Origin of the sequence: Arsenicicoccus dermatophilus (assembly GCF_022568795.1) — a bacterium.
Taxonomy (GTDB): Bacteria; Actinomycetota; Actinomycetes; order Actinomycetales; family Dermatophilaceae; genus Arsenicicoccus; species Arsenicicoccus dermatophilus.
Genome location: NZ_JAKZHU010000001.1, coordinates 720,008 through 740,327, shown reverse-complemented (window position 1 = coordinate 740,327; position 20,320 = coordinate 720,008). Strand labels below are relative to the sequence as shown.

The following is a 20,320-nucleotide window of genomic DNA, read 5'->3' as shown; positions in this document are numbered from 1 at the left end:
ATCAGGCCGCGGGGTCCAGGCCCAGCCGCTGACGGACGGCGGCGGGCCAGGACGGGACGTCCATGCCGTGGGTGGCGAACAGCGCCACGGTCACCCGCTCCAGGCCGAAGCCGATGCAGGAGGAGTGGGCGAGCTCGCCGTCGGCGGTCCTGATGTCGAAGTCCAGGCCGAAGTGGTCGTTGTGGTAGTTCGACGAGCCCAGCGCGGTGCCGGGGTGCTCCTCGCCGTACACCTTGACCTCGAACTCCACCTTGAGCCCGGCGTCACGCTGACCGGCGGCGAAGATCTTGGCGGCGCGGCCGAAGAAGGGGTCGTTGGCCGGCACCTCCTCGACGTGCAGACCGATCGACGTCAGCAGCTCCGGGCCGACACGACGGCCGATCTCGCGGTGCGCCTGGGCCTGCTCGGGCGTGCCGATGCAGACCTTCTCGCGCATCCGGAAGGACACCAGGCGCATCGGGTCGTCGGACGGCTCGTGGCGGAAGCAGCGATTGCCGGTCTCGTAGGTGTAGGCCTGGTCGATCGTGGTGCCCGCGTGCAGCGGGTAGGTCTGGTGGCACGGAGCGGACAGCAGGTCCAGCCGGGCCGGCTCCAGGTGGGTGGTCCAGTCCTCGCCGGCCTTCTTGGCGGAGATCATCTCCTTGTGCGCCTTGGCATCACCGGTGAAGACGTCCACCGAGCCGATCAGCTGCGGGAAGGAGTCGAGGTAGCCCGTGCGCTCGAACACCGGCTGGGTGAGCAGCGGCGGGAAGGACATCACCTGGACGCCCTCCACGGGCTCCATCTCGTGCACGAGACGCTCGACACCGGCCAGCACCGCCTCGAACTCCCCGGTGAAGGCCGACAGGCCGCGCAGCGGCAGCTCGACCAGGTGGCCGGCGTCGATCAGGTCCTGACGGAGGGCGAGCTCGCGGTCGTGACGGGACATGTGATGGGTCCTTCCGGTATGGCGATGGGGGCGTCCGGGTGGGGGGGCGGCAACGTTCGCCATACCCCGCGATCAACCCTTGTAGATCAGCTCGAGCTGGGCGGTGTTGCCGAGGATGCGGTCGTTGTTGACCATCAGCTGGGCGCCGTAGGCGTCCCGGAGCTGACGCTCCAGGCTCAGGGCACCGCTACGACGATAGCCCGCGATGCCCACGACGAGCAGTGCCTTGGCGACCACGTCGACCACCGTCTCGGCCGCGTAGACCTTGAGGGTGTTGAAGGCGATCGCCCGACCGAGCAGCGTGGCCTCCTGGGAGGTGGGGTCCACCTCGAGGTAGGAGCGCGTCGCGGCGTGGACCCGGGCCCGGAAGGTCTCCAGGACCACCTCGAGCTCGGCCATCCGCAGCCCGGTGACCGGCTGCAGGGCTCCCGAGCGGCGGGCCGCCTGCCGGACGACGCCGCGGGCGACCGCCGTGGCGCCCTCGGCCAGCCCGAGCCAGCACGAGGACCACAGCGAGTGGGCCACGGGCAGCATGGTGCGGGCGGACAGCTCGGCATAGTCGTCCGGGAAGATGTGGTCGCCGTGGGAGCGCGCGGTCAGCACGAAGCCCGGGCTGCAGGTGCCCCGGAAGCCCATGGTGTCCCACTCGCCGAGCGGCTCCAGGCTCAGGTCCGAGCGCTCGCAGACCACGAGCACCTGGTCGCTCTCGGGTGCGTCGTCGCGGCGCCGCGCGGTGACGAAGATCAGGTCGGCCTCGTTGCCGTAGGAGATGACCGGTGCCTTCTTGACCAGCTCGAAGGTGCCGTCCTCGGACCGGTCGACGTGGCACAGGCTGCGACGTACGTCGCCGCCGATCCCCATCTCGGTCGTCGCGGACCCCACCAGGAGCTGCTCCTGCGCGATGCGCCGCATCAGGTCCTGGAAGTACGCCGTCCGGCCGTGGTGCACGAGGCAGGCCACCTGGCACTGGTGCATCGCGTAGATCATCGCGGTGGAGGCGCAGCCCTTGGCGAGCTCCTCGCAGGCCAGACCGATCTGCACGACGTCGGCTCCGGCGCCGCCCACCTCGGTGGGGATCCAGGCGGAGAGCAGCCCGGCCTCGGCGATCGCCTGCATCGCCTCCCGGGGATAGCGGCCGCCGCGGTCGACCTCGGAGGCGTGCGGGGCGGCCACCTCGGTGGCGATCCGCCGGGCCTCGGCGACGACGTCGTCGCGATCCAGGGCGGCCATCAGGCGTCCAGCAGCGGGGTGAGCGCCGACTCGAGGGCGGCCACGGAGGCGAAGGTGGACTTGACCAGGAGACTGTCGGGGATCTCGACGTCGAGCGCGTCCTCGAGCTCGAGGACCACGTTGACGGTGGCGTGCGACGTGAGTCCCGCGGCATAGAGATCGGCGTCGGCGGGTATGCCGTGCGCGTCGACGCGCAGGCGGCCGGCCTCGGCCAGGGCGGAGCGGATGGCGGTGGTGACGGTGTCTGCAGACATGGATCGACCCTTGTTCATCGGTACCTCGTACGGGCCGGGCGCAGCCGTTGTCTCCCCCACCGGCGGCCCGTGCCGTGACTCTAGCGGCGACGGAGGGTGATCCGTGGGGGAATCTGCGTCACTGCCCCGAACCTGGTCACCACTTCATACCATCCGACTACACAGGGTTATGAATGGTGACGGATATGGTCAGGACCTGGCCGCGCTCGCGGCCGCCGCGATGTCGTCCAGCATGACGGCCTGCACCAGGTCCGCCGCCCAGCGCAGCACCGCCACGTCCCGCAGCACCGTGCCGCCCACCCGGGCGGTCGTCGGGGCCGGGACGAGGAGCTGGTGCTGCTGGTCCTTGACCACGGTGCCCGGGTAGAGGCGGTTCAGGCGCAGCAGCTGGCTCTCGCGCAGCTCCACCGGGCCGAAGCGCACGAACTTGCCCTGCACGCCGATGTCGTTGACCTTGGCCCGGCGGGCCACCGTGCGCAGGCGGGCGACCTCGATGAGGTTCTCCACGGGCGCCGGCGGCGTGCCGTAGCGGTCGGTCAGCTCCGCGACGATGTCCGCGAGCGCCGCCTCGTCCTCGACCACGGCGAGCTTCTTGTAGGCCTCGAGGCGCAGCCGCTCCCCCGGCACGTACTCGTGCGGCAGGTGGGCGTCGACGGGCAGCTCGATCTTGATCTCCAGCGGCTGCGCGGCCGAGTCGTCCCCGCGGAAATCCGCGACGGCCTCGCCGACCATCCGCACGTAGAGGTCGAAGCCGACCCCGGCGATGTGGCCGGACTGCTCGCCTCCGAGCAGGTTGCCCGCGCCCCGGATCTCCAGGTCCTTCATGGCGACCTGCATGCCGGCGCCGAGGTCGGTGTGGCTGGCGATGGTCTGCAGCCGGTCGTGGGCGGTCTCGGTGAGCGGTTTCTCGGGCGGGTAGAGGAAGTACGCGTAGGCCCGCTCGCGCCCACGGCCGACCCGCCCGCGCAGCTGGTGCAGCTGGGACAGGCCGAGCATGTCCGCGCGCTCGACGATGAGGGTGTTGGCGCTGGAGATGTCCAGCCCGGTCTCCACGATCGTGGTGCACACGAGGACGTCGAACTTCTTCTCCCAGAAGTCCAGCACCACCTGCTCCAGGCGGTGCTCGCCCATCTGCCCGTGGGCGGTCTCGACACGCGCCTCGGGCACCAGCTCCCGCAGCCGCGCGGCCGCCCGCTCGATCGTCGACACCTTGTTGTGGACGAGGAAGACCTGCCCCTCGCGCAGCAGCTCGCGGCGCACCGCGGCGACGACCTGCTTCTCGTCGTACGCCCCGACGTAGGTCAGGACCGGGTGACGCTCCTCCGGCGGCGTCGCCAGCGTGGACATCTCGCGGATCCCGGTGATCGCCATCTCCAGGGTGCGCGGGATCGGGGTGGCGCTCATCGCCAGGACGTCGACGGCCGTGCGCAGCGCCTTGAGCTGCTCCTTGTGCTCGACGCCGAAGCGCTGCTCCTCGTCGATGATCACCAGGCCCAGGTCCTGGAACTCGATCTCCTTGGACAGCAGGCGATGGGTGCCGATGACCAGGTCGACCGAACCGTCCTTGAGGCCGGCGACGACCTCGCGCGCCTCGCGGTCGGACTGGAAGCGCGACAGGCTGCGGATCGTCACCGGGAACTGCGCGTAGCGCTCGGAGAAGGTGTTGTAGTGCTGCTGCACGAGCAGCGTCGTCGGCACCAGGACGGCGACCTGCTTGCCCTCCTGGATCGCCTTGAACGCCGCGCGAACCGCGATCTCGGTCTTGCCGTAGCCCACGTCGCCGCAGATCAACCGGTCCATCGGGACGGCCTTCTCCATGTCGGCCTTGACCTCGTCGATGGAGCTGAGCTGGTCGGGAGTCTCGACGTACGCGAAGGCGTCCTCGAGCTCGCGCTGCCAGGGGGTGTCCGGCCCGAAGGCATGGCCGGGCGTCGCCATCCGGGCGCTGTACAGCCGGATCAGCTCGCCGGCGATCTGCTTGACGAACTTCTTCGCCCGGGACTTGGTCTTCTGCCAGTCCGAGCCGCCCATCTTGGACAGCGTGGGCTGCTCGCCGCCGACGTAGCGGGTGACCTGGTCGAGCTGGTCGGTCGGGACGAAGAGCTGGTCGCCGGGCTGGCCGCGCCGGGAGGAGGCGTACTCCAGGACGAGGTACTCGCGGGTGGCGCCGCCGACCGTGCGCTGCATCATCTCCACGAAGCGCCCCACGCCGTGCTGCTCGTGCACCACGAAGTCGCCCGGCTTGAGCTGCAGCGGATCCACCTGGTTGCGGCGTCGCGAGGGCAGCTTGCGCATGTCCTTGGTCGAGGCGGCGCGCCCGCCGGAGCCGGTGAGGTCGGCCTCGGTGAGGACCACGAGATCCACGCTGTCGCAGACGAACCCGCGTCCCAGGGTGCCGGTGGCCAGGCTGGCGACCCCCGGCTCCAGCGCCCCGTCGTCGGCGAGGAGGCGGGCCGCGAGACCGCTCTGGCCGAGCAGCTCGACGAGCCGCTTGGCCAGGCCCGCACCGTCGGTGGTGACCAGCACCTGGCGCCCGGCCTGCAGCCACCCGCGCAGGTCCTCGGTGACCGCCTCCTGGTCGCCGCGATAGGCGGGGGTGTCCGCGGTGGGCACCGTGAAGGACAGGACGTCGTCGGTCTCGTCCATCAGCTCGGCGAGCTCGGCGTCGGCCGCGAAGGGGGTGAGGGACCACCAGAGCCGCCCGGTCGTGAGGGCGTGGTCGCGCACGTCGGCGAGGGACCAGTAGGACGCGGTGCCCAGGGTCCCCTGCAGGTCGACGGGCACGGCATTGCCCGCGGCGGCGTTGGCCCAGCTGGCCTGCAGGAACTCCTCGCTGGTCGCGACCAGGTCACGGGCCCGGGTGCGGACCCGCTCGGGGTCGCAGAGCACCACGTGGGTGCCCCGGGGCAGCGCGTCGAGCAGCGACTCCATCCCGTCGACGAGCGCCGGCCCGAGGGACTCCATGCCCTCGACGGCGATGCCCTCGGCGATCTTGTCGAGCATGTCGGCGACGCCCGGCAGCCGGTCGGCCAGGGCACGGGCCCGCTCCCGGACCGTGTCGGTCAGCAGGATCTCGCGGCAGGGCGGCGCCCACAGGCCGTGCTGGGCCACCTCCAGCGAGCGCTGGTCGGACACCCGGAACCACCGGATCTCCTCCACGGTGTCGCCCCACAGCTCCACGCGCAGCGGGTGCTCCTCGGTGGGCGGGAAGACGTCGAGGATGCCGCCGCGCACCGCGAACTCGCCGCGCCGCTCGACCAGGTCGGTGCGGGTGTAGGCCGCCCCCACGAGGTCCTCGACGATCTGCTCCAGGGGGCGCTCGTCGCCCGCCTGCAGGGCCACCGGCTCGAGGTCGCCCAGGCCCGTGGCGATCGGCTGGATCAGTGCCCGGACCGAGACGACCAGCACCTGGATCGGGCCGTGTGCCGGGTCCTCGGTGCTCGGGTGGGCGAGCCGGCGCAGCACTGCGAGGCGACGGCCCACGGTGTCCGAGCGCGGGCTGAGCCGCTCGTGCGGGAGCGTCTCCCAGCTGGGCATCTCGGCCACGGCGTCGTGCGGCAGGAAGCACCTCAGGGCCGCGGCCAGGTCCTCGGCCTCGCGCCCGGTGGCGGTGACCGCGAGCAGGGGGGTGCCCTGGTCGCCCTGGCAGGCCAGGAGGGCGAGCAGCGGGGCGCGGGACCCGGTGGCCCCGGCGACGTCGACGAGCTGCTCCCGGCCGACCGACTCGAGCACCCGCCGGACGGTGGTGTCACGGGCGAGGACGTCGAGGAGGGCAGGCAACGCCATGGGGAGGTACTCGCTTCCGCAGGTGGTGAGGGCCGCGGACAAGCCTACGCCGAGGGACCGGGCGGTCCGGCCGACGGCGTCCCACGATCGGTCTCGCCCTGCAGCCCGAGACCGATCCCGGGACGTGCCCCTCCCGCGCCCGAGGTCAGCGGCCGTTCCAGCGGTCCTGGGCGAAGGTCACGCCGCGGGTCACGAGGTCGTCGACGATGTCCGCGGTGTCCTCCAGCATCACGTCGACGTCCGGACGTTCCCTGGCGGCGAAGTCCCGGAGCACGAAGTCCGCCGGGTCCTGGCGACCGGGGGGCCGCCCGATCCCGAGGCGCACCCGCAGGTAGTCCTTGGTGCCCACGGCCTGGCTGATCGAGCGCAGACCGTTGTGCCCGCCCTCGCCGCCGCCGCGCTTGACCCGGGTCACCGCGAAGTCGATGTCCAGCTCGTCGTGGAGCACCACCAGCCGGTCCGGGGTGATCTTGTAGAAGGTCATCAGGGCCTTGACCGGCCCGCCCGACTCGTTCATGTAGGACGCGGGCACCGCCACGACGACCTTGGGTCCGGGAGCGCCGCCGGGGAGGGTGCCCAGGCGCAGCTCGGCGGCGTCGGCGCGGGCCTTGTGGCGGCGCAGCGTCGTGCCCGCGCGGGCGGCGAGCACCTCCACGGCCATGGCGCCGACGTTGTGGCGGTTCCCGGCATACTCCCGGCCCGGGTTGCCGAGACCGACGACGAGCCAGGTGTCGGAGGAGGTCATGCGGTCAGTGTCCCATCGCTGTCGTGGTCGGACGACGGACGCGGCGCCCGGGCCGGAGCCCGGACGCCGCGTCCGTCAGGTCTGTGCAGCGGTGCTGCGGTCGAGCGGAGCCGAGGCTCAGGACTCGTCGCCGCCCTCGGCCTGCTGCTCCTCGGCGGGGGCGTCGCCCTCGGCCTGGTCCTTGGTGGCGCCGGTCTCCTCGGACTCCTCCGCCGACTCCTCCTTCTCGATGCCGACCTCGGCCTCGGCCTCGGCGAGCTCGGCCTCCAGGGCCTCCGCGGAGATCATCGCGGTGATGTTGACGACCAGGAGCTCCTCGTCGGCGACCAGCGTGGTGCCGGCGGGCAGCTGCAGGTCCTTGGCGAGGATCTGGGTGCCGGCCTCCAGGCCCTCGATCGAGACCTCGACGCCCTCGGGCAGGCGGGTGGCCTCGGCCTCGAGCTGGATGGTGCCGTTCTCGACCGTGACGACGGTCTCGGCGGCGGCCTCGCCGACGGTGGTGACCGGGACGTCGACGGTGACCTTCTCGCCGCGCTTGACGATGACCAGGTCGACGTGGTCGATGACCGGCTTGATCGGGTCGCGCTGCACGTCCTTGGCCAGGGCGAGCTGCTCCTTGCCGTCGACGACGATGGCGAGCAGGGCGTTGGCGTTCTTCAGCGCCTGCCAGGTCTCGTGGGCCGGGAGGGCGACGTGCACGGGGTCGGTGCCGTGGCCGTAGAGCACGGCGGGGACCTTGCCCTCACGACGGGTGCGGCGGGCGGCGCCCTTGCCGAACTCGGTGCGGGTCTCGGCGGAGAGCTTGATGGCGTCGGTCATGACGACTCCTCGGGAGTGGTGGGGATGAGGTGGGCCTCGACGCGGGACAGGGCGCGGGGGCGGACACGTCAGCGGGAGGTGCTCCCACCACCGCGTCGATCACGGAGCTCCTCGATCAGCCGGCCGGTCCAGTCCCGAAGGGCGACCAGGCGTCGGCTCCCGTGCAGCGTCCCTCGCCGAGGCAACCGCAACAGCATAACCGAGCCGGGGGTATGCCGAAAAGCCCGAGGGTCCCCTCGGGGGACGCGCGGGCCCGGCCGGCGGGTCACCAGGTGGTGGAGGCCCGTCCCATGCCGCGGTAGGTCCAGCCCGCCGACTCCCAGGTGCGCGGCTCGAGAGCATTGCGGCCGTCGATGACGGCCTTGTCCTTGACCACCGATCCGAGCTGGTCGGGAGTCAACGACGTGAACTGGCGCCACTCGGTCAGCAGCATCACCAGCTCCGCGTCCACGCACGCCGCCCGGGCGTCCGGCGCCGTCTGGATGTGCGGATACCGGGCGTGCAGACCCGGCAGGGCGATCGGGTCCGTCACCACCACGTCCGCGCCCTGCCCGACCAGCCGCGTCGCGACGTACAAGGCCGGGCTGTCCCGCAGGTCGTCGCTGTCCGGCTTGAACGCCGCCCCCAGGATCGCGATCCGCCGACCCTCCACCCCCCCACCGAAGTGCCGCTCGGCCAGAGCCACCGCGTGCTGGCGACGCCGCTGGTTGATCCCGTCCACCTCCCGCAGGAAGGTCAACGCCTGGTCCACGCCCAGCTCGCCCGCCCGCGCCATGAACGCCCGGATGTCCTTGGGCAGACAACCCCCACCGAAACCCACCCCCGCCCGCAGGAACTTCGGGCCGATCCGCTCGTCGTGCCCCAGCGCCTCCGCCAGCCGGGTCACGTCCGCCCCCGTGGCCTCGCACAGCTCCGCGATCGCGTTGATGAACGAGATCTTCGTCGCCAGGAAGGAGTTCGCCGCGACCTTGACCAGCTCGGCCGTCTGGTAGTTCGTCACCAGCCGCGGCATCCCGTGGCTGAGCACCCCGGCGTACACCTCGTCCAGCAGGTCCCGCGCCCGCTCCCCCACCACCCGGTCCTCCGGCAGGCCGTAGACCACCCGGTCGGGGGTCAGCGTGTCCTGCAGCGCGAAACCCTCCCGCAGGAACTCCGGGTTCCACACCACCGTCGCGTCCACCCCCTCGTCGGAGCACCACTGCTGCAACCGCGCCGCCGTCCCCACCGGCACCGTGGACTTGCCCACCACCAGGGCACCCGGCACCGGATGCTCCTTCAGCACCGCGATCAGGTCCCGCACCGCCGCGTCCAGGTAGGACAGGTCCGCGGCCAGCCCCGACTCCCGCTGCGGGGTCCCCACGCCGATGAAGTGCACGCGCGCCCCCGCCACCGCGGCCGGGTCCGTCGTGAACGACAACCGTCCCGAATCCACGCCGCGCGTCAGCAGCTCGGCGAAACCCGGTTCGTAGAACGGCGCCTCCCCCCGCGCCAACCGTTGCGCACGCCCCGGGTCGACGTCCACGCCGACCACCTCGTGCCCGAGCTCGGCCATGCACGCCGCGTGCACCGCGCCCAGATACCCACAACCGATCACCGAAATCTTCACCCGGGCATGGTGACCCGCAGCCACCCCGCCGCGCGTGTCGACACGGCGACGACGACGCCAACGGGGAGTGAACGCTCCCACCGGACGAGCGATCCATGACGAAGGGGAGGATCTTCGCAGGTCCGGGCCCCGCCGCGGCACCTTGCTCGGTACACTGGCCGACCAGGGGGACTCTCGCGCTCGACAGCAGCCCGGCGCGGGGCCAGGCAGGTGAGGACGGACGGATGACCGTGGTCGGGGTGGGGATCGACTCCACCGACGTGGCCGAGGTCCGCCGTGCCCTGCGCCGGCACGGCGACCGCTACCTGCGTTTCGTCCTGACCGACCGCGAGCTGGCCGAGTGCCGCCACGAGCCGGACCTGGCCGCCGCCACGGCGCGGCGCTGGGCGGCCAAGGAGGCCGTCACCAAGGTGCTCGCGCCGGCCGACGACGACCCCTGGCCCTGGACCCACGTCGAGGTGCTGGGTCTGGGGGCCGGCACCTCCGACGTGCACCTGCACGGTCGTCCCCGGGCTCTCGCCGACTCCCGAGGCGTCCGGCGCCTCCAGGTCGAAGAGATCCGCACCACCCGCTCCGACAGCGTGACCTACGCCGCAGTAGGGTCCGGGCCCGCCGCGTCCGGCCCCGTGACCTCCCCCGACACGAGAGGATGATCATCATGAGCACCAACACCATCGAGGACGTGCGCGCCGTCGTGGCCGAGCACGCCGGGCTCGAGCGGGACGCGGCGACGCTGCGCCCGGACGAGGACCTCTTCGACGCGGGGATGAGCTCGCACCGCAGCGTCAACCTGATGATGGCGCTGGAGGAGGAGCTCGACGTCGAGTTCCCCGACGAGCTGCTCACCCGCGAGACCTTCTCCTCCTTGCAGTCCATCGCGGACGCGGTCGACCAGCTCCGCTGACATGACTGCTCTCCAGGACGCGCAGCAGGCCTTCCTCGACGAGATCCTGGCGGCAGGTCACTACCTCCCGCTGGGGCGCACCGGCGTCTGGGGGCGCTCCGACGAGCTCGAGCAGGTGGTGCTGGGCTTCGTGCGGCTCCTGGACGGGTTCTACGCCACCAGACCGCAGCAGCGGGTGCACTTCGGGCCGCTGGTCCCCCAGCCCCTCCTGGAGAGCACCGGGTATGTCGACACCCAGCCGCACCTCGTCGGCAGCATCGACGCGTTCTACGGCGACGACCACGCGCACCGGCACCTGGTCGCCGACCGAGAGGAAGGTCGCGACTGGCGCCGCCACCTGGAGCCCGCCGGCCTGATGATGGTGTCCTCGGCGTGCCACCCGCTCTACGGCGCCCTGTCCGGGCAGCAGGTCAACGGCAACTACCTCGTCCTCGGGTGGGTCTTCCGCCACGAGCCCTCCGGTGACCCCTACCGGGTGGCGTACTTCCGGCAGAAGGAGTCGGTGCACGTCGGCAGCCACCAGGAGTGCGTCGACCACCGCGACCACTGGGTCCACCGCGCCGAGGACCTGCTCACGGGGCTGGGGCTGCCCGTGCACCTCGAGCTGGCCAACGACCCCTTCTTCGGCCGGGCCGGCCGGATGATGGCGCGCGGTCAGCGCGCAGCCGCGCTCAAGAAGGAGCTGTTGGTCGACGCCTACGGCGCCGACCTGCCTCCGGTCGCCCTCGCCTCCGGCAACCTGCACGGCGACCACTTCACGCACGCCTTCGGGATCCGCCAGGCCGACGGCTCCGACGCCGAGACGGCGTGCATGGGCTTCGGGCTGGAGCGGGTCGCGTTGTCGTTGTTCAAGGTCCACGGCATGCAGACGTCCGGCTGGCCGGGCGAGGTCCGCTCCCAGCTCGGTCTGTGAGGCCCCGCCCCCGCCGGCGACGACCCCGGTCCGTCGACCGACGGGACGACGCGCGAGTGCCCGGCCACCCCTGAGGTGGCCGGGCACTCGCGCGCCGGGGACCAGTCCGTCGCAGATCAGTCCTCGGCGTGAATCAGTCCTCGGCGTGGGTCAGGTCGAACAGGCTGGTGACCGAGCCGTCCTCGAAGACCTCGCGGATCGCGTCGCCGATCAGCGGGGCGATGGACAGCTGGGTGAGCTTGGGGAACTGCTTCTCCGGGGGGATCGGCAGGGTGTTGGTGACGATCACCTCGGACGCGCGGGACGCGGAGAGCTTGTCCACGGCCTTGCCCGACAGGATCGCGTGGGTGGCGACGATGACCACGTCCTTGGCCCCGGCGGCCATGATGGCGTCCGCGGCCTGGCAGATCGTCCCGCCGGAGTCGATCATGTCGTCGACCAGGATGCAGGTGCGGCCCTGGACCTCGCCGACCACGCGGTTGGCGACCGACTCGTTGGCCCGGTGCACGTCCCGCGTCTTGTGGATGAAGGCCAGCGGCGTGCCACCCAGCCGGTTGGACCACTTCTCGGCGACCTTGACCCGGCCGGCGTCCGGGGACACGACCACCAGGTCCTGCCCGGCATACCGGTCGTGGACGTACTCCGACAGGATCGGAATCGCCTGCAGGTGGTCGACCGGACCGTCGAAGAAGCCGGAGATCTGCTCGGTGTGCAGGTCGACCGTGATCAGGCGGTCGGCACCGGCGGTCTTGAACAGGTCCGCCATGAGCCGGGCCGAGATCGGCTCGCGCCCGAGGTGCTTCTTGTCCTGCCGGGCGTAGCCGTAGAAGGGGATGACGGTGGTGATCCGCTTGGCGCTGGCCCGCTTCAGAGCGTCGATCATGATGAGGTTCTCCATGATCCACTCGTTGATCGGAGCCGTGTGGCTCTGGATCACGAAGGCGTCGGACCCGCGGACGGACTCCATGAAGCGCACATAGATCTCGGAGTTGGCGAAGGTCCGGAAGTCCGTGGGAACCACCTGGGTCTCCAGCTGCTGGGCCACCTCCTGCGCGAGCGCCGGGTGGGCGCGCCCGCTGAAGAGCATGAGGTTCTTCTCGTTCGTGCGCTTCACACCGGTCATCGGGTGGTGCCCTCCTGGCTGGACGCCTGGTCGTGCTCGTCCGAGGCAGCTGCGGCCTCGGCTGCCTTGGTGCCCGGGCGGCGCTTGACCGTCCACCCGGGGCTGTTGTGCTGGCGCCCACGGGCGACGGCGAGCTCGCCGGCCCCGACAGGGTCGGTGATCGCGGACCCGGCGGCGACGAAGGCGCCGTCGCCGATCTCCGCCGGTGCCACCAGCACCGAGTTGGAACCGATGAAGACCTGACGACCCAGCCGCGACCGGTGCTTGTTGTCCCCGTCGTAGTTGGCGAAGATCGTCCCGGCCCCGACGTTGGTGCCCGCGCCGATCTCCGCGTCCCCGCAGTAGGTCAGGTGGGGCACCTTGGCCCCGTCACCGATCTGGGCGTTCTTGGTCTCGACGAAGCCGCCGATCTTGCCCTTGACGCCCAAGGTGGTGCCGGGGCGCAGGTAGGAGAAGGGTCCGACCGTGGCGCTCGCCCCGATCTCGGCCAGCAGGGTCTGGCTGCGGACCACGCTGGCACCGTCCCCGACGCGGGTGTCCTGCAAGGTGCTGTCGGGGCCGATCTCGGCGCCCTCGCCGATCGACGTCGCACCCAGCAGCTGCACGCCCGGGCGGACGATCGTGTCCCGGCCGATGGTGACGTCGGCGTCGATCCACGTGGTGGCCGGGTCGACGACGGTGACCCCCTCGCGCATCCAGCGCTCGACGATCCGACGGTTGAGCTCCTTGCCCAGCGTCGCCAGCTGCACCCGGTCGTTGACGCCCTCGGTCTGCCACAGGTCGTCGACCACGTGTGCGGAGACCGTCAGGCCCTGCCGCCGCGCGATGGCGAGGACGTCGGTGAGGTACTTCTCGCCCTGCGCGTTGTCGGTGCCGACCTGGTCCAGCGCCTCGCGCAGCACCCGCCCGTCGAAGGCGTAGAGCCCCGAGTTGATCTCGGTGATCGCCCGCTGCTCCTCGGTGGCGTCCTTCTGCTCCACGATCGCGGCGACCGAGCCATCCGCGTCCCGCACGATGCGGCCGTAGCCGGTCGGGTCGTCCAGGTGGGCGGTGACCACGGTGACGGCGCTGCCGGAGGCCGAGTGCTGCGCGAGCAGGGCCGTCAGCGTGGCCGACTCGAGGAGCGGCACGTCGCCATACGTCACCACGACCGTGCCGGTGAGGTCGTCCGGCAGCTGCTCCAGCCCGCACTCGACGGCGCGGCCGGTGCCCTTGACCTCGTCCTGGTCGGCGATCAGTGCGTCGGGGGCGACCTCGGTCACGTGGGCGGCGACCCGGTCGCGCTCGTGGCGGACCACGACGACCAGGTGCTCGGGCTCGACGCCGCGGGCGGCGGCGATGGCGTGACCGACGAGGCTGCGCCCGCCGATCGCGTGCAGCACCTTGGGGGTGGCGGACTTCATGCGGGTGCCCTCACCCGCGGCGAGGACGATGACGGCGGCGGGACGGACTGCGGTCACGAGAGGCTCCAGCCTGGCGGGGACGGATGCGGTGCGCGCGGGCGCGAACGAGGTGAACTCTACCGGTCCGGCAGGTGTCCCCCGGCCGAAGGGCTCATCGGGCCGGCAGCCACCGCCGCAGGCCGCCCACGAGAGCCTGCTCGACGGCGTCCGGCAGCCAGGCCGGGACACCGGTCAGCCACAGCATGGCGATGCTCACCGCGGCGACCAGCGCCGCCGTCGAGGCACCGAGGGCCGCGCGCACCCACCACGCCCGGGCGGCGACCCACCGGGTCCACCGCACCAGCAGCTCTCGCCCCTGCCGGTGCACCCGGCGAGCCCGGTCGAACTCCAGCGCCCAGATCCCCACCCCGCCCAGGACGATCAGCCAGCCGGGGCCGGCGAGCGGCACCAGGACCAGCCCGACGACGACCACCACCAGCCCGGCCAGCGCGACGCCCGCACGCCAGACGGTGCGGGCCAGAGGATGCGATCGCAGGCGGGCTCGCAGGCCGGAGGCAGGGGGCACGAGGATCTCCTCAGACGGGCCGGCGCGCGCCGGCACGGGGTCTGAGGTCTCCTTCACCTGCGCCCGGTGGGCGCGAGGTGCTCGTCCGGGGCGGACCACGGGGCCGCCGTCATGACCGGTGCGAGGCTTGGGAAGTACTCCCCTCGTCCGACCAGGATATCCGGCCGGGCCTGCCCGGCGGGATATCGGCGGCGCGGACGGCCAGGCCAGGGCTCCCCGGGTAGGAATCGAACCTACGTCGCTTGTCCTGATTCAAAGTCAGGCGGGCCCTGCCAGCAGACCAACCGGGGAACGTCGCGGGGGCGACCGGGCAAGCCTAGTCCAGCGACCCGCCCCACCTCGTCGGTCGCCCACGCCCTGGCCCTGCCACGCCCGCCGGACGAGAGCCGACCGCCGCTCGGCATACCCGCTGCCGAGGCTCGGCAGCACGCATGACCTGCGGCTGATTCGTCGGGATCGGGCCCCGTCCGGACCGGTGGTGGCTAGGGTGCGGAGCGAGGGGTCGCCCGGGGACCGGGGCGCGACGCACGAGGGGGATGCACGCGTGGACGAGGCGGGTAGCCGGAGCATGATGCGCACGGGGATCGCGACCGTGTGCCTCTCGGGGACCCTCGCGGACAAGCTGGAGGCTTGCGCCGCAGCGGGATTCGACGGGGTGGAGATCTTCGAGCAGGACCTCGTGGTGAGCCCGCTCGCCCCCGCCGAGGTGCGCCGCCGGTGCGCTGACCTCGGCCTGACGATCGACCTCTACCAGCCCTTCCGCGACGCCGAGGGCACCGGCGAGGAGCTCTTCACGAGGACCCTGCGCCGGGCCCGGCACAAGCTCGAGCTGATGGCGGCGCTCGGCACCGACACCATGCTGGTCTGCAGCAATGTCGCCACGGCCACCGTGGACGACGACGACCTGCGTGTCGAGCAGCTCTGCCGGCTGGCCGATCTCGCGCACGAGCACGGGATGCGGCTGGCCTACGAGGCGCTCGCCTGGGGGCGGCACGTGTCGACCTACGACCATGCCTGGGAGCTCGTGCGCCGCGCCGACCACCCGGCGCTCGGCACCTGCCTGGACAGCTTCCACATCCTCAGCCGGGGCGGCGATCCTGCCGGCATCGCGCAGATCCCGGGCGACAAGATCTTCTTCCTCCAGCTCGCGGACGCGCCCGCGCTGTCCCTCGACGTCCTCTCCTGGAGCCGGCACCACCGGGTCTTCCCCGGCCAGGGCGACTGGGACCTGCCAGGATTCACCGCCCAGGTGCTGCGCACGGGGTATGCCGGACCGCTGTCCCTCGAGATCTTCAACGACGTCTTCCGACAGGCCGACGAGTCCCGCACCGCGGTCGACGCCCGGCGCTCCCTGACCTGGCTGGAGGATCGCACCGCGGCCCTGCTCGACGAGCACCCCGGCCGGTGGGCAGGAGCCGCCGCCCACGCGGCTGCGCCGGGGGACGCCCCGCCGGTGGAGCTCGGGCGGCTGCCGCAGGTCGAGGAGCCGCACGGGTTCAACTTCGTGGAGATCCCGGACGCGGCCGGCGGTCCCGTCGAGCAGCTGCTCACCGCGCTGGGGTTCACCGCGCGAGGACGCCACCGCACCAAGGACGTCGCCCTGTGGACGCTGGGCCGCGCCGCGGTGGTCGTCAACCACGAGGACCGGCGCGGCCGCCCGCCGCACGTCGCAGGCCTAGGGCTCGACGTGGAGCAGCCGGTCATCGCCGCCAGCCGGGCCCTGCGCCTCGGGTCCTACCTCCTCCCCCGCCGCACCGAGGCCGGGGAGGAGGTGCTGCGCGGCGTCGAGGCACCCGACGGCACCGAGCTGTACTTCTGCGGCTCGGCGACGCCCGCCGGGAGCGGCTGGTGGCGGGAGTTCGGCGACGGCGAGGTGCGCCGCGAGACCGTGGGGGCCGCCGTCGTCGACCACGTCAACCTCGCCCAGCCCGCCGAGGCCCTCGACGAGAGCGTGCTCTTCCTGTCCAGCAGCCTGGCGCTCGACCCGCTGCCGTCGGTGGACGTGGCCAGCCCGACCGGCCTGGTGCGCAGCCAGGTGATGCGCTCCGCGGACGGGGCCGTGCGGATCGTGCTCAACCTCGCTCCCCCGCTGGGCAACCACGGTGAGATCACCGCCACGGAGCACGTGGCCCTCGCCGTCGACGACCTGGTGGCCGTCGCCCGCGAGGCCCGCGCCCGCGGCCTGGTGACCCTCCCCGTCCCGGCCAACTACTACGCCGACCTGGCCGCCCGCTTCGACCTGGACCCGGAGCTGCTCACGACCCTGCAGGACCTCGACCTGCTCTACGACGAGGACGAGCAGGGCCAGTTCCTGCACCTGTACACCGAGACCGTCGGCGGCGTGTTCTTCGAGCTGGTCGAGCGACGTAGCGGGTACGACGGCTACGGCGCCCCCAACGCCCCGGTGCGGCACGCCATCCAGCACGCCCGCGCCCTTCGCCGCACGAGCGACCCCGGGGCCTGAGCAGGCGGCCGGAGCCCGCTCCCTGCGAGCCGGCTGCCGAGCCGCACCGCGGGGGCGCAGGAGCCGCCCCGGCCTCAGGACCGACCCTGGCTCAGGACCGACCTCCGCTCAGCCCTCGAAGGACAGGAGCAGCCGCCGCAGCGTGCCCGCGAGCTCGTCCCGGTCGCCCGGCGACAGCTCGGCGAGCAGCGCGCGCTCCCGGTCGAGCAGGTCGGCGAAGGCCGCGTCCACGGCCGCCCGCCCCTCGTCGGTCAGCGAGACGATGACGCCGCGCCGGTCGTGCGGGTCGGGCGAGCGGCGGACGTAGCCGCGCGCCGTCAACCGGTCCACGCGGTTGGTCATGGTGCCGCTGGTCACCAGGGTCTGCTGCACCAGGGCGCCGGGCGACAGCTCGTAGGGCGCCCCCGCCCGGCGCAATGCCGCGAGCACGTCGAACTCCCAGCCCTCCAGGTCGTGCTGCGCGAACGCCGCGCCGCGCGCCAGGTCCAGGTGCCGGGCCAGGCGGGACACGCGGGACAGGACGTGCAGCGGCGCCAGGTCGAGGTCGGGGCGCTCGCGAGCCCAGGAGGCGACGATGCCGTCGACGTCGTCGGCCCCCGCAGGTGCCACGGCGCGAGCCGCGCCCACCCGCGCCTCGGGGACGTCGTCGCCCACCAGCGGGCGGCTCGCTCGAGAGGTCATGGGGCCAGGGTACTCTCGCCGAGATTCTCGACGTCGAGCGACAGCGCCGTGCGCCCGTGGACGGGCGACCGGTCGCGAGCCGGCCGACGCGGTGTCAGCCGGCGATCTCCGCGGCCTCCAGCCAGGCCAGCTCCAGCTCCTCGCGCTGGTCCACCAGCTCGCGCAGCCGGGTGTCCAGCTCGCGCACCGCGGTGGCGTCCGTGGCCCTGGCGACCATCTGGTCGTGCAGCGTGGCCTGCTCGGACTCGAGCTTGGCGATCTGGCGCTCCAGCCGCTGCATGTCCTTGCGCGCCTCGCGCACCTGCGCCGCCGTGTATGCCGAGGAAGCACCCCCACCGCCCGACGTCGCGGGCGCCGCGCGACCGGCCGCCGAGGCCGACCCGGTGCCACGCAGCCGGGCCTGCCGCTCGGCATACAGCTGGAGATACTGCTCGACGCCGCCGGGCAGGTCCCGCAGCCGCCCGTCCCCGAGGAGCGCCAGCTGGCGGTCGCACATCCGCTCCAGCAGGTAGCGGTCGTGCGACACGACGAGCAAGGTGCCCGCCCAGCCGTCGAGGACGTCCTCCAGGGACTGCAGGGTCTCGATGTCCAGGTCGTTGGTGGGCTCGTCGAGGATCAGGACGTTGGGCTCGGCCATGAGCAGGCGGAGCAGCTGCAGCCGGCGCCGCTCGCCGCCGGACAGGGAGCCGACCCGGGTCTGCTGCCGCTGGCCGGTGAAGCCGAGCTGCTTGGCGAGCTGGGAGGCGCTGACCTCCTTGCCCCCGAGCATGGTGAACTTCTTGACGTCCTCGATCGCCTCGATCACCCGCCAGTCGGCGAAGCGGTCGAGCTCGCGGACCTCCTGGGTGAGGAAGGCCATCGAGACGGTCTTGCCGACCTTGCGCCGACCCGCGTCGATCGGCACGTCGCCCGAGACCACCCGCAGCAACGTGGACTTCCCGGCCCCGTTGACGCCGACGAGCCCGATCCGGTCACCGGGGCCCAGGCGCCAGGTGACGTCGTCCAGCAGCTGCTTGTCGCCGAGCCGCACCGACACGTCCTCGAGGTCGACGACGTCCTTGCCGAGCCGGGTGGTGGCGAAGCGCACCAGCGCCACCTCGTCGCGCGGCGGCGGCTCGCCCTCGATGAGCTGGTTGGCCGCCTCGATGCGGAACCGCGGCTTGGAGGTGCGGGCCGGGGCGCCCCGCCGCAGCCAGGCGAGCTCCTTGCGGAGCAGGTTGGCCCGCCGCTCCTCGGTGACCGCGGCGATGCGGGCGCGCTCGGCCTTGGCGAGGACGTAGGCCGCGTAGCCACCCTCGAAGGCCAGCACCTGACCGTCGACGACCTCCCAGGTGTCCGTGGCCACCGCGTCGAGGAACCACCGGTCGTGGGTGATGACCACGAGCGCCGAGTCGCTGCGGGTGCGGCGGGTCGTCAGGTGCTGGGCGAGCCAGGCCACCCCCTCGACGTCGAGGTGGTTGGTGGGCTCGTCCAGCAGCAGCAGGTCCGGGTCCTCGACCAGGAGCCGGGCGAGCGCCAGGCGGCGGCGCTCGCCACCGGACATCGGCCCGATCGTGCTGTCCAGGCCCCCGATGGTCGGCGCGTCGATGCCCCCGAGGAGCCCGTCGAGGACGTCGCGGATGCGGGAGTCGCCGGCCCACACGTGCTCCGGCCGGTCGCCCAGGACCGCCTGGCGGACGGTGTGGGTGGGGTCGAGCGAGTCGTCCTGGGTCAGCATGCCGATGGTCAGGCCGCCGGTGCGGGCGATGCGCCCCTCGTCGACGTCCCGCACCCCGGCGATGACCTTGAGCAGCGTGGACTTGCCGCCGCCGTTGCGGCCGACGACCCCGACGCGGGTGCCCGAGCTCACCCCCAGCGACAGGTCGTCGAGCACCATGGTGGTGCCCAGCGCGAGGGAGACGTGCTCGATCGAGACGAGATTGGCCACGGGTGAGGTCACTGCTCCTTGCCGGGGTGGATCACGCGGGCGCCCGCGGCGGGGCCCGTCGCGCGGCGCACGTCCTGCGCCACGCCGGACGCGGTCAGGGCGACCGCGATGTCGAGGGCCTGCTCGTTGTCCCGGGCGAGGAAGGCCACCGTCGGCCCGCTGCCGCTGACGACACCGCCGAGGGCGCCGCACTCGGCCCCCACCTCCAGGGTCTCGGCCAGGCGCGGCTGCAGCGAGATCGCCGCCTCCTGCAGGTCGTTGCGCAGCGCCCGGCCCACGGCCACCTCGTCGCCCGCGAGCAGGGCGGCCATCAGGTCCTGGGAGATCTCCGGCCGGGCGACCTGCTCGCCACGCTCGGCGCGCAACCGGTCCAGCTCGGCGAAGACCCGGGGCGTGGACAGGCCCTCGTCGCTGAACGCAAAGACCCAGTGGTAGCTCCCGCGGGCGAGGGCCGGGACCAGCTCGTCGCCGCGGCCCGTGCCCACGGCGGTCCCGCCCAGCACCGAGAAGGGCACGTCCGCGCCCAGCCGGGCCGCGATCGCCTGGGTGGTGGCTCGGTCCAGGTGGGCGCCCCACAGGGCGTCGGCGGCGACCAGGGCTGCGGCGGCGTCGGCGGACCCTCCCGCCATGCCTCCCGCCACGGGGATGTCCTTGACGATCTCGATGGCGACCGGCCCCGCACCCTCGTGCTCCTGCGCCACGGCGAGGGCGGCCCGCCAGGCCAGGTTGGTCGCGTCGGTGGGGACCTGGTCGGCGCCGCGGCCACTCACCGTCAGCGAGTAGTCCGGCGCCGGGCGCAGGGTGACGTCGTCGTGCAGGTTGACGGCCTGGAAGACCGTCGCGAGCTCGTGATAGCCCGTCGCGTCGTCGCGCGGGCCGACGATCAGCTCGAGGTTGACCTTGGCTGCGGCGCGCACGGTGACGGCATCGGGGCGGGGCATGTCTGGCACCCTACCGATTTCCCGGCGCCGA

The 20,320-nt window shown here is 72.6% G+C and carries 17 protein-coding genes and 1 tRNA gene; 4 read left to right on the top strand and 14 right to left on the bottom strand.

The window, feature by feature from the left end; translation table 11 throughout:
- Position 1: 1 nt before the first annotated feature.
- From MM438_RS03535 to MM438_RS03505, 7 genes are all read right to left on the bottom strand, one after another.
- A complete protein-coding gene (locus MM438_RS03535; RefSeq protein ID WP_241451132.1) occupies positions 2–928 on the bottom strand; it encodes a class-II aminoacyl-tRNA synthetase family protein in 927 nt (308 codons plus the stop codon).
- A 72-nt stretch (positions 929–1,000) separates the two neighbouring features.
- Positions 1,001–2,158, bottom strand: a complete 1,158-nt coding sequence (locus MM438_RS03530) for an acyl-CoA dehydrogenase family protein (RefSeq protein WP_241451130.1) — start codon at positions 2,156–2,158, stop codon at positions 1,001–1,003.
- Positions 2,158–2,412 (bottom strand): acyl carrier protein, encoded by a 255-nt coding sequence (locus MM438_RS03525; protein ID WP_241451129.1) that lies wholly within the window; start codon positions 2,410–2,412, stop codon positions 2,158–2,160. The genes MM438_RS03530 and MM438_RS03525 overlap by 1 nt, the downstream gene beginning before the upstream one ends.
- Positions 2,413–2,601: 189 nt before the next feature.
- The gene (mfd, locus tag MM438_RS03520; protein WP_241451127.1) at positions 2,602–6,198 is read right to left on the bottom strand and encodes a transcription-repair coupling factor; all 3,597 of its coding nucleotides are present in this window, start codon (positions 6,196–6,198) and stop codon (positions 2,602–2,604) included.
- Positions 6,199–6,343: 145 nt separating this feature from the next.
- A complete protein-coding gene (gene pth, locus MM438_RS03515; protein WP_241451125.1) occupies positions 6,344–6,943 on the bottom strand; it encodes an aminoacyl-tRNA hydrolase in 600 nt (199 codons plus the stop codon).
- Positions 6,944–7,060: 117 nt separating this feature from the next.
- Positions 7,061–7,762 (bottom strand): 50S ribosomal protein L25/general stress protein Ctc, encoded by a 702-nt coding sequence (locus tag MM438_RS03510; RefSeq protein WP_241451123.1) that lies wholly within the window; start codon positions 7,760–7,762, stop codon positions 7,061–7,063.
- Positions 7,763–8,027: 265 nt separating this feature from the next.
- Positions 8,028–9,368, bottom strand: a complete 1,341-nt coding sequence (locus MM438_RS03505; RefSeq protein WP_241451121.1) for a UDP-glucose dehydrogenase family protein — start codon at positions 9,366–9,368, stop codon at positions 8,028–8,030.
- A 224-nt stretch (positions 9,369–9,592) separates the two neighbouring features.
- On the opposite strand from MM438_RS03505, the gene MM438_RS03500 reads away from it, so the two are divergent.
- The 3 genes from MM438_RS03500 to MM438_RS03490 are packed head-to-tail and all read left to right on the top strand — an operon-like array spanning position 9,593 to position 11,185.
- Positions 9,593–10,021: a holo-ACP synthase gene (locus MM438_RS03500; protein WP_241451119.1), complete on the top strand. Its 429-nt coding sequence runs from the start codon at positions 9,593–9,595 to the stop codon at positions 10,019–10,021.
- Positions 10,022–10,026: 5 nt separating this feature from the next.
- Entirely contained in the window at positions 10,027–10,272 is a 246-nt protein-coding gene (locus MM438_RS03495; RefSeq protein ID WP_241451117.1) for an acyl carrier protein, read from the top strand.
- A 1-nt stretch (position 10,273) separates the two neighbouring features.
- A complete protein-coding gene (locus MM438_RS03490) occupies positions 10,274–11,185 on the top strand; it encodes a class-II aminoacyl-tRNA synthetase family protein (RefSeq protein ID WP_241451115.1) in 912 nt (303 codons plus the stop codon).
- Positions 11,186–11,318: 133 nt separating this feature from the next.
- On the opposite strand, the gene MM438_RS03485 is transcribed toward MM438_RS03490, so the two are convergent.
- From MM438_RS03485 to MM438_RS03470, 4 genes are all read right to left on the bottom strand, one after another.
- Complete coding sequence (locus tag MM438_RS03485; protein ID WP_241451113.1) at positions 11,319–12,308, bottom strand: ribose-phosphate diphosphokinase; 990 nt, start codon at positions 12,306–12,308, stop codon at positions 11,319–11,321.
- A complete protein-coding gene (glmU, locus tag MM438_RS03480; RefSeq protein ID WP_241451111.1) occupies positions 12,305–13,768 on the bottom strand; it encodes a bifunctional UDP-N-acetylglucosamine diphosphorylase/glucosamine-1-phosphate N-acetyltransferase GlmU in 1,464 nt (487 codons plus the stop codon). Before glmU ends, MM438_RS03485 begins: the two co-directional genes overlap by 4 nt.
- 94 nt (positions 13,769–13,862) lie before the next feature.
- The gene (locus MM438_RS03475; protein WP_241451109.1) at positions 13,863–14,276 is read right to left on the bottom strand and encodes a PGPGW domain-containing protein; all 414 of its coding nucleotides are present in this window, start codon (positions 14,274–14,276) and stop codon (positions 13,863–13,865) included.
- A 212-nt stretch (positions 14,277–14,488) separates the two neighbouring features.
- Positions 14,489–14,567: transfer RNA gene (locus MM438_RS03470), tRNA-Gln, on the bottom strand.
- 277 nt (positions 14,568–14,844) lie between these two features.
- On the opposite strand from MM438_RS03470, the gene MM438_RS03465 reads away from it, so the two are divergent.
- Positions 14,845–16,740, top strand: coding sequence for a sugar phosphate isomerase/epimerase and 4-hydroxyphenylpyruvate domain-containing protein (locus MM438_RS03465; protein WP_338155497.1), 1,896 nt, complete (start codon positions 14,845–14,847; stop codon positions 16,738–16,740).
- Between the two features lie 108 nt (positions 16,741–16,848).
- On the opposite strand, the gene MM438_RS03460 is transcribed toward MM438_RS03465, so the two are convergent.
- From MM438_RS03460 to MM438_RS03450, 3 genes are all read right to left on the bottom strand, one after another.
- Entirely contained in the window at positions 16,849–17,421 is a 573-nt protein-coding gene (locus MM438_RS03460; protein ID WP_241451106.1) for a MarR family winged helix-turn-helix transcriptional regulator, read from the bottom strand.
- 94 nt (positions 17,422–17,515) lie between these two features.
- Entirely contained in the window at positions 17,516–19,348 is a 1,833-nt protein-coding gene (locus tag MM438_RS03455) for an ABC-F family ATP-binding cassette domain-containing protein (RefSeq protein ID WP_241453257.1), read from the bottom strand.
- 8 nt (positions 19,349–19,356) lie between these two features.
- Positions 19,357–20,289, bottom strand: coding sequence for a 4-(cytidine 5'-diphospho)-2-C-methyl-D-erythritol kinase (locus MM438_RS03450; RefSeq protein ID WP_241451104.1), 933 nt, complete (start codon positions 20,287–20,289; stop codon positions 19,357–19,359).
- Positions 20,290–20,320: the final 31 nt, after the last annotated feature.

Bases quoted from the DNA above. Each gene is read 5' to 3' on its own strand.
- MM438_RS03535 (WP_241451132.1), bottom strand. From the start codon at position 928: ATGTCCCGTCACGACCGCGAGCTCGCCCTCCGTCAGGACCTGATCGAC.
- MM438_RS03530 (WP_241451130.1), bottom strand. From the start codon at position 2,158: ATGGCCGCCCTGGATCGCGACGACGTCGTCGCCGAGGCCCGGCGGATC.
- MM438_RS03525 (WP_241451129.1), bottom strand. From the start codon at position 2,412: ATGTCTGCAGACACCGTCACCACCGCCATCCGCTCCGCCCTGGCCGAG.
- mfd (WP_241451127.1), bottom strand. From the start codon at position 6,198: ATGGCGTTGCCTGCCCTCCTCGACGTCCTCGCCCGTGACACCACCGTC.
- pth (WP_241451125.1), bottom strand. From the start codon at position 6,943: ATGACCTCCTCCGACACCTGGCTCGTCGTCGGTCTCGGCAACCCGGGC.
- MM438_RS03510 (WP_241451123.1), bottom strand. From the start codon at position 7,762: ATGACCGACGCCATCAAGCTCTCCGCCGAGACCCGCACCGAGTTCGGC.
- MM438_RS03500 (WP_241451119.1), top strand. From the start codon at position 9,593: ATGACCGTGGTCGGGGTGGGGATCGACTCCACCGACGTGGCCGAGGTC.
- MM438_RS03495 (WP_241451117.1), top strand. From the start codon at position 10,027: ATGAGCACCAACACCATCGAGGACGTGCGCGCCGTCGTGGCCGAGCAC.
- MM438_RS03490 (WP_241451115.1), top strand. From the start codon at position 10,274: ATGACTGCTCTCCAGGACGCGCAGCAGGCCTTCCTCGACGAGATCCTG.
- MM438_RS03485 (WP_241451113.1), bottom strand. From the start codon at position 12,308: ATGACCGGTGTGAAGCGCACGAACGAGAAGAACCTCATGCTCTTCAGC.
- MM438_RS03465 (WP_338155497.1), top strand. From the start codon at position 14,845: ATGATGCGCACGGGGATCGCGACCGTGTGCCTCTCGGGGACCCTCGCG.
- MM438_RS03460 (WP_241451106.1), bottom strand. From the start codon at position 17,421: ATGACCTCTCGAGCGAGCCGCCCGCTGGTGGGCGACGACGTCCCCGAG.
- MM438_RS03450 (WP_241451104.1), bottom strand. From the start codon at position 20,289: ATGCCCCGCCCCGATGCCGTCACCGTGCGCGCCGCAGCCAAGGTCAAC.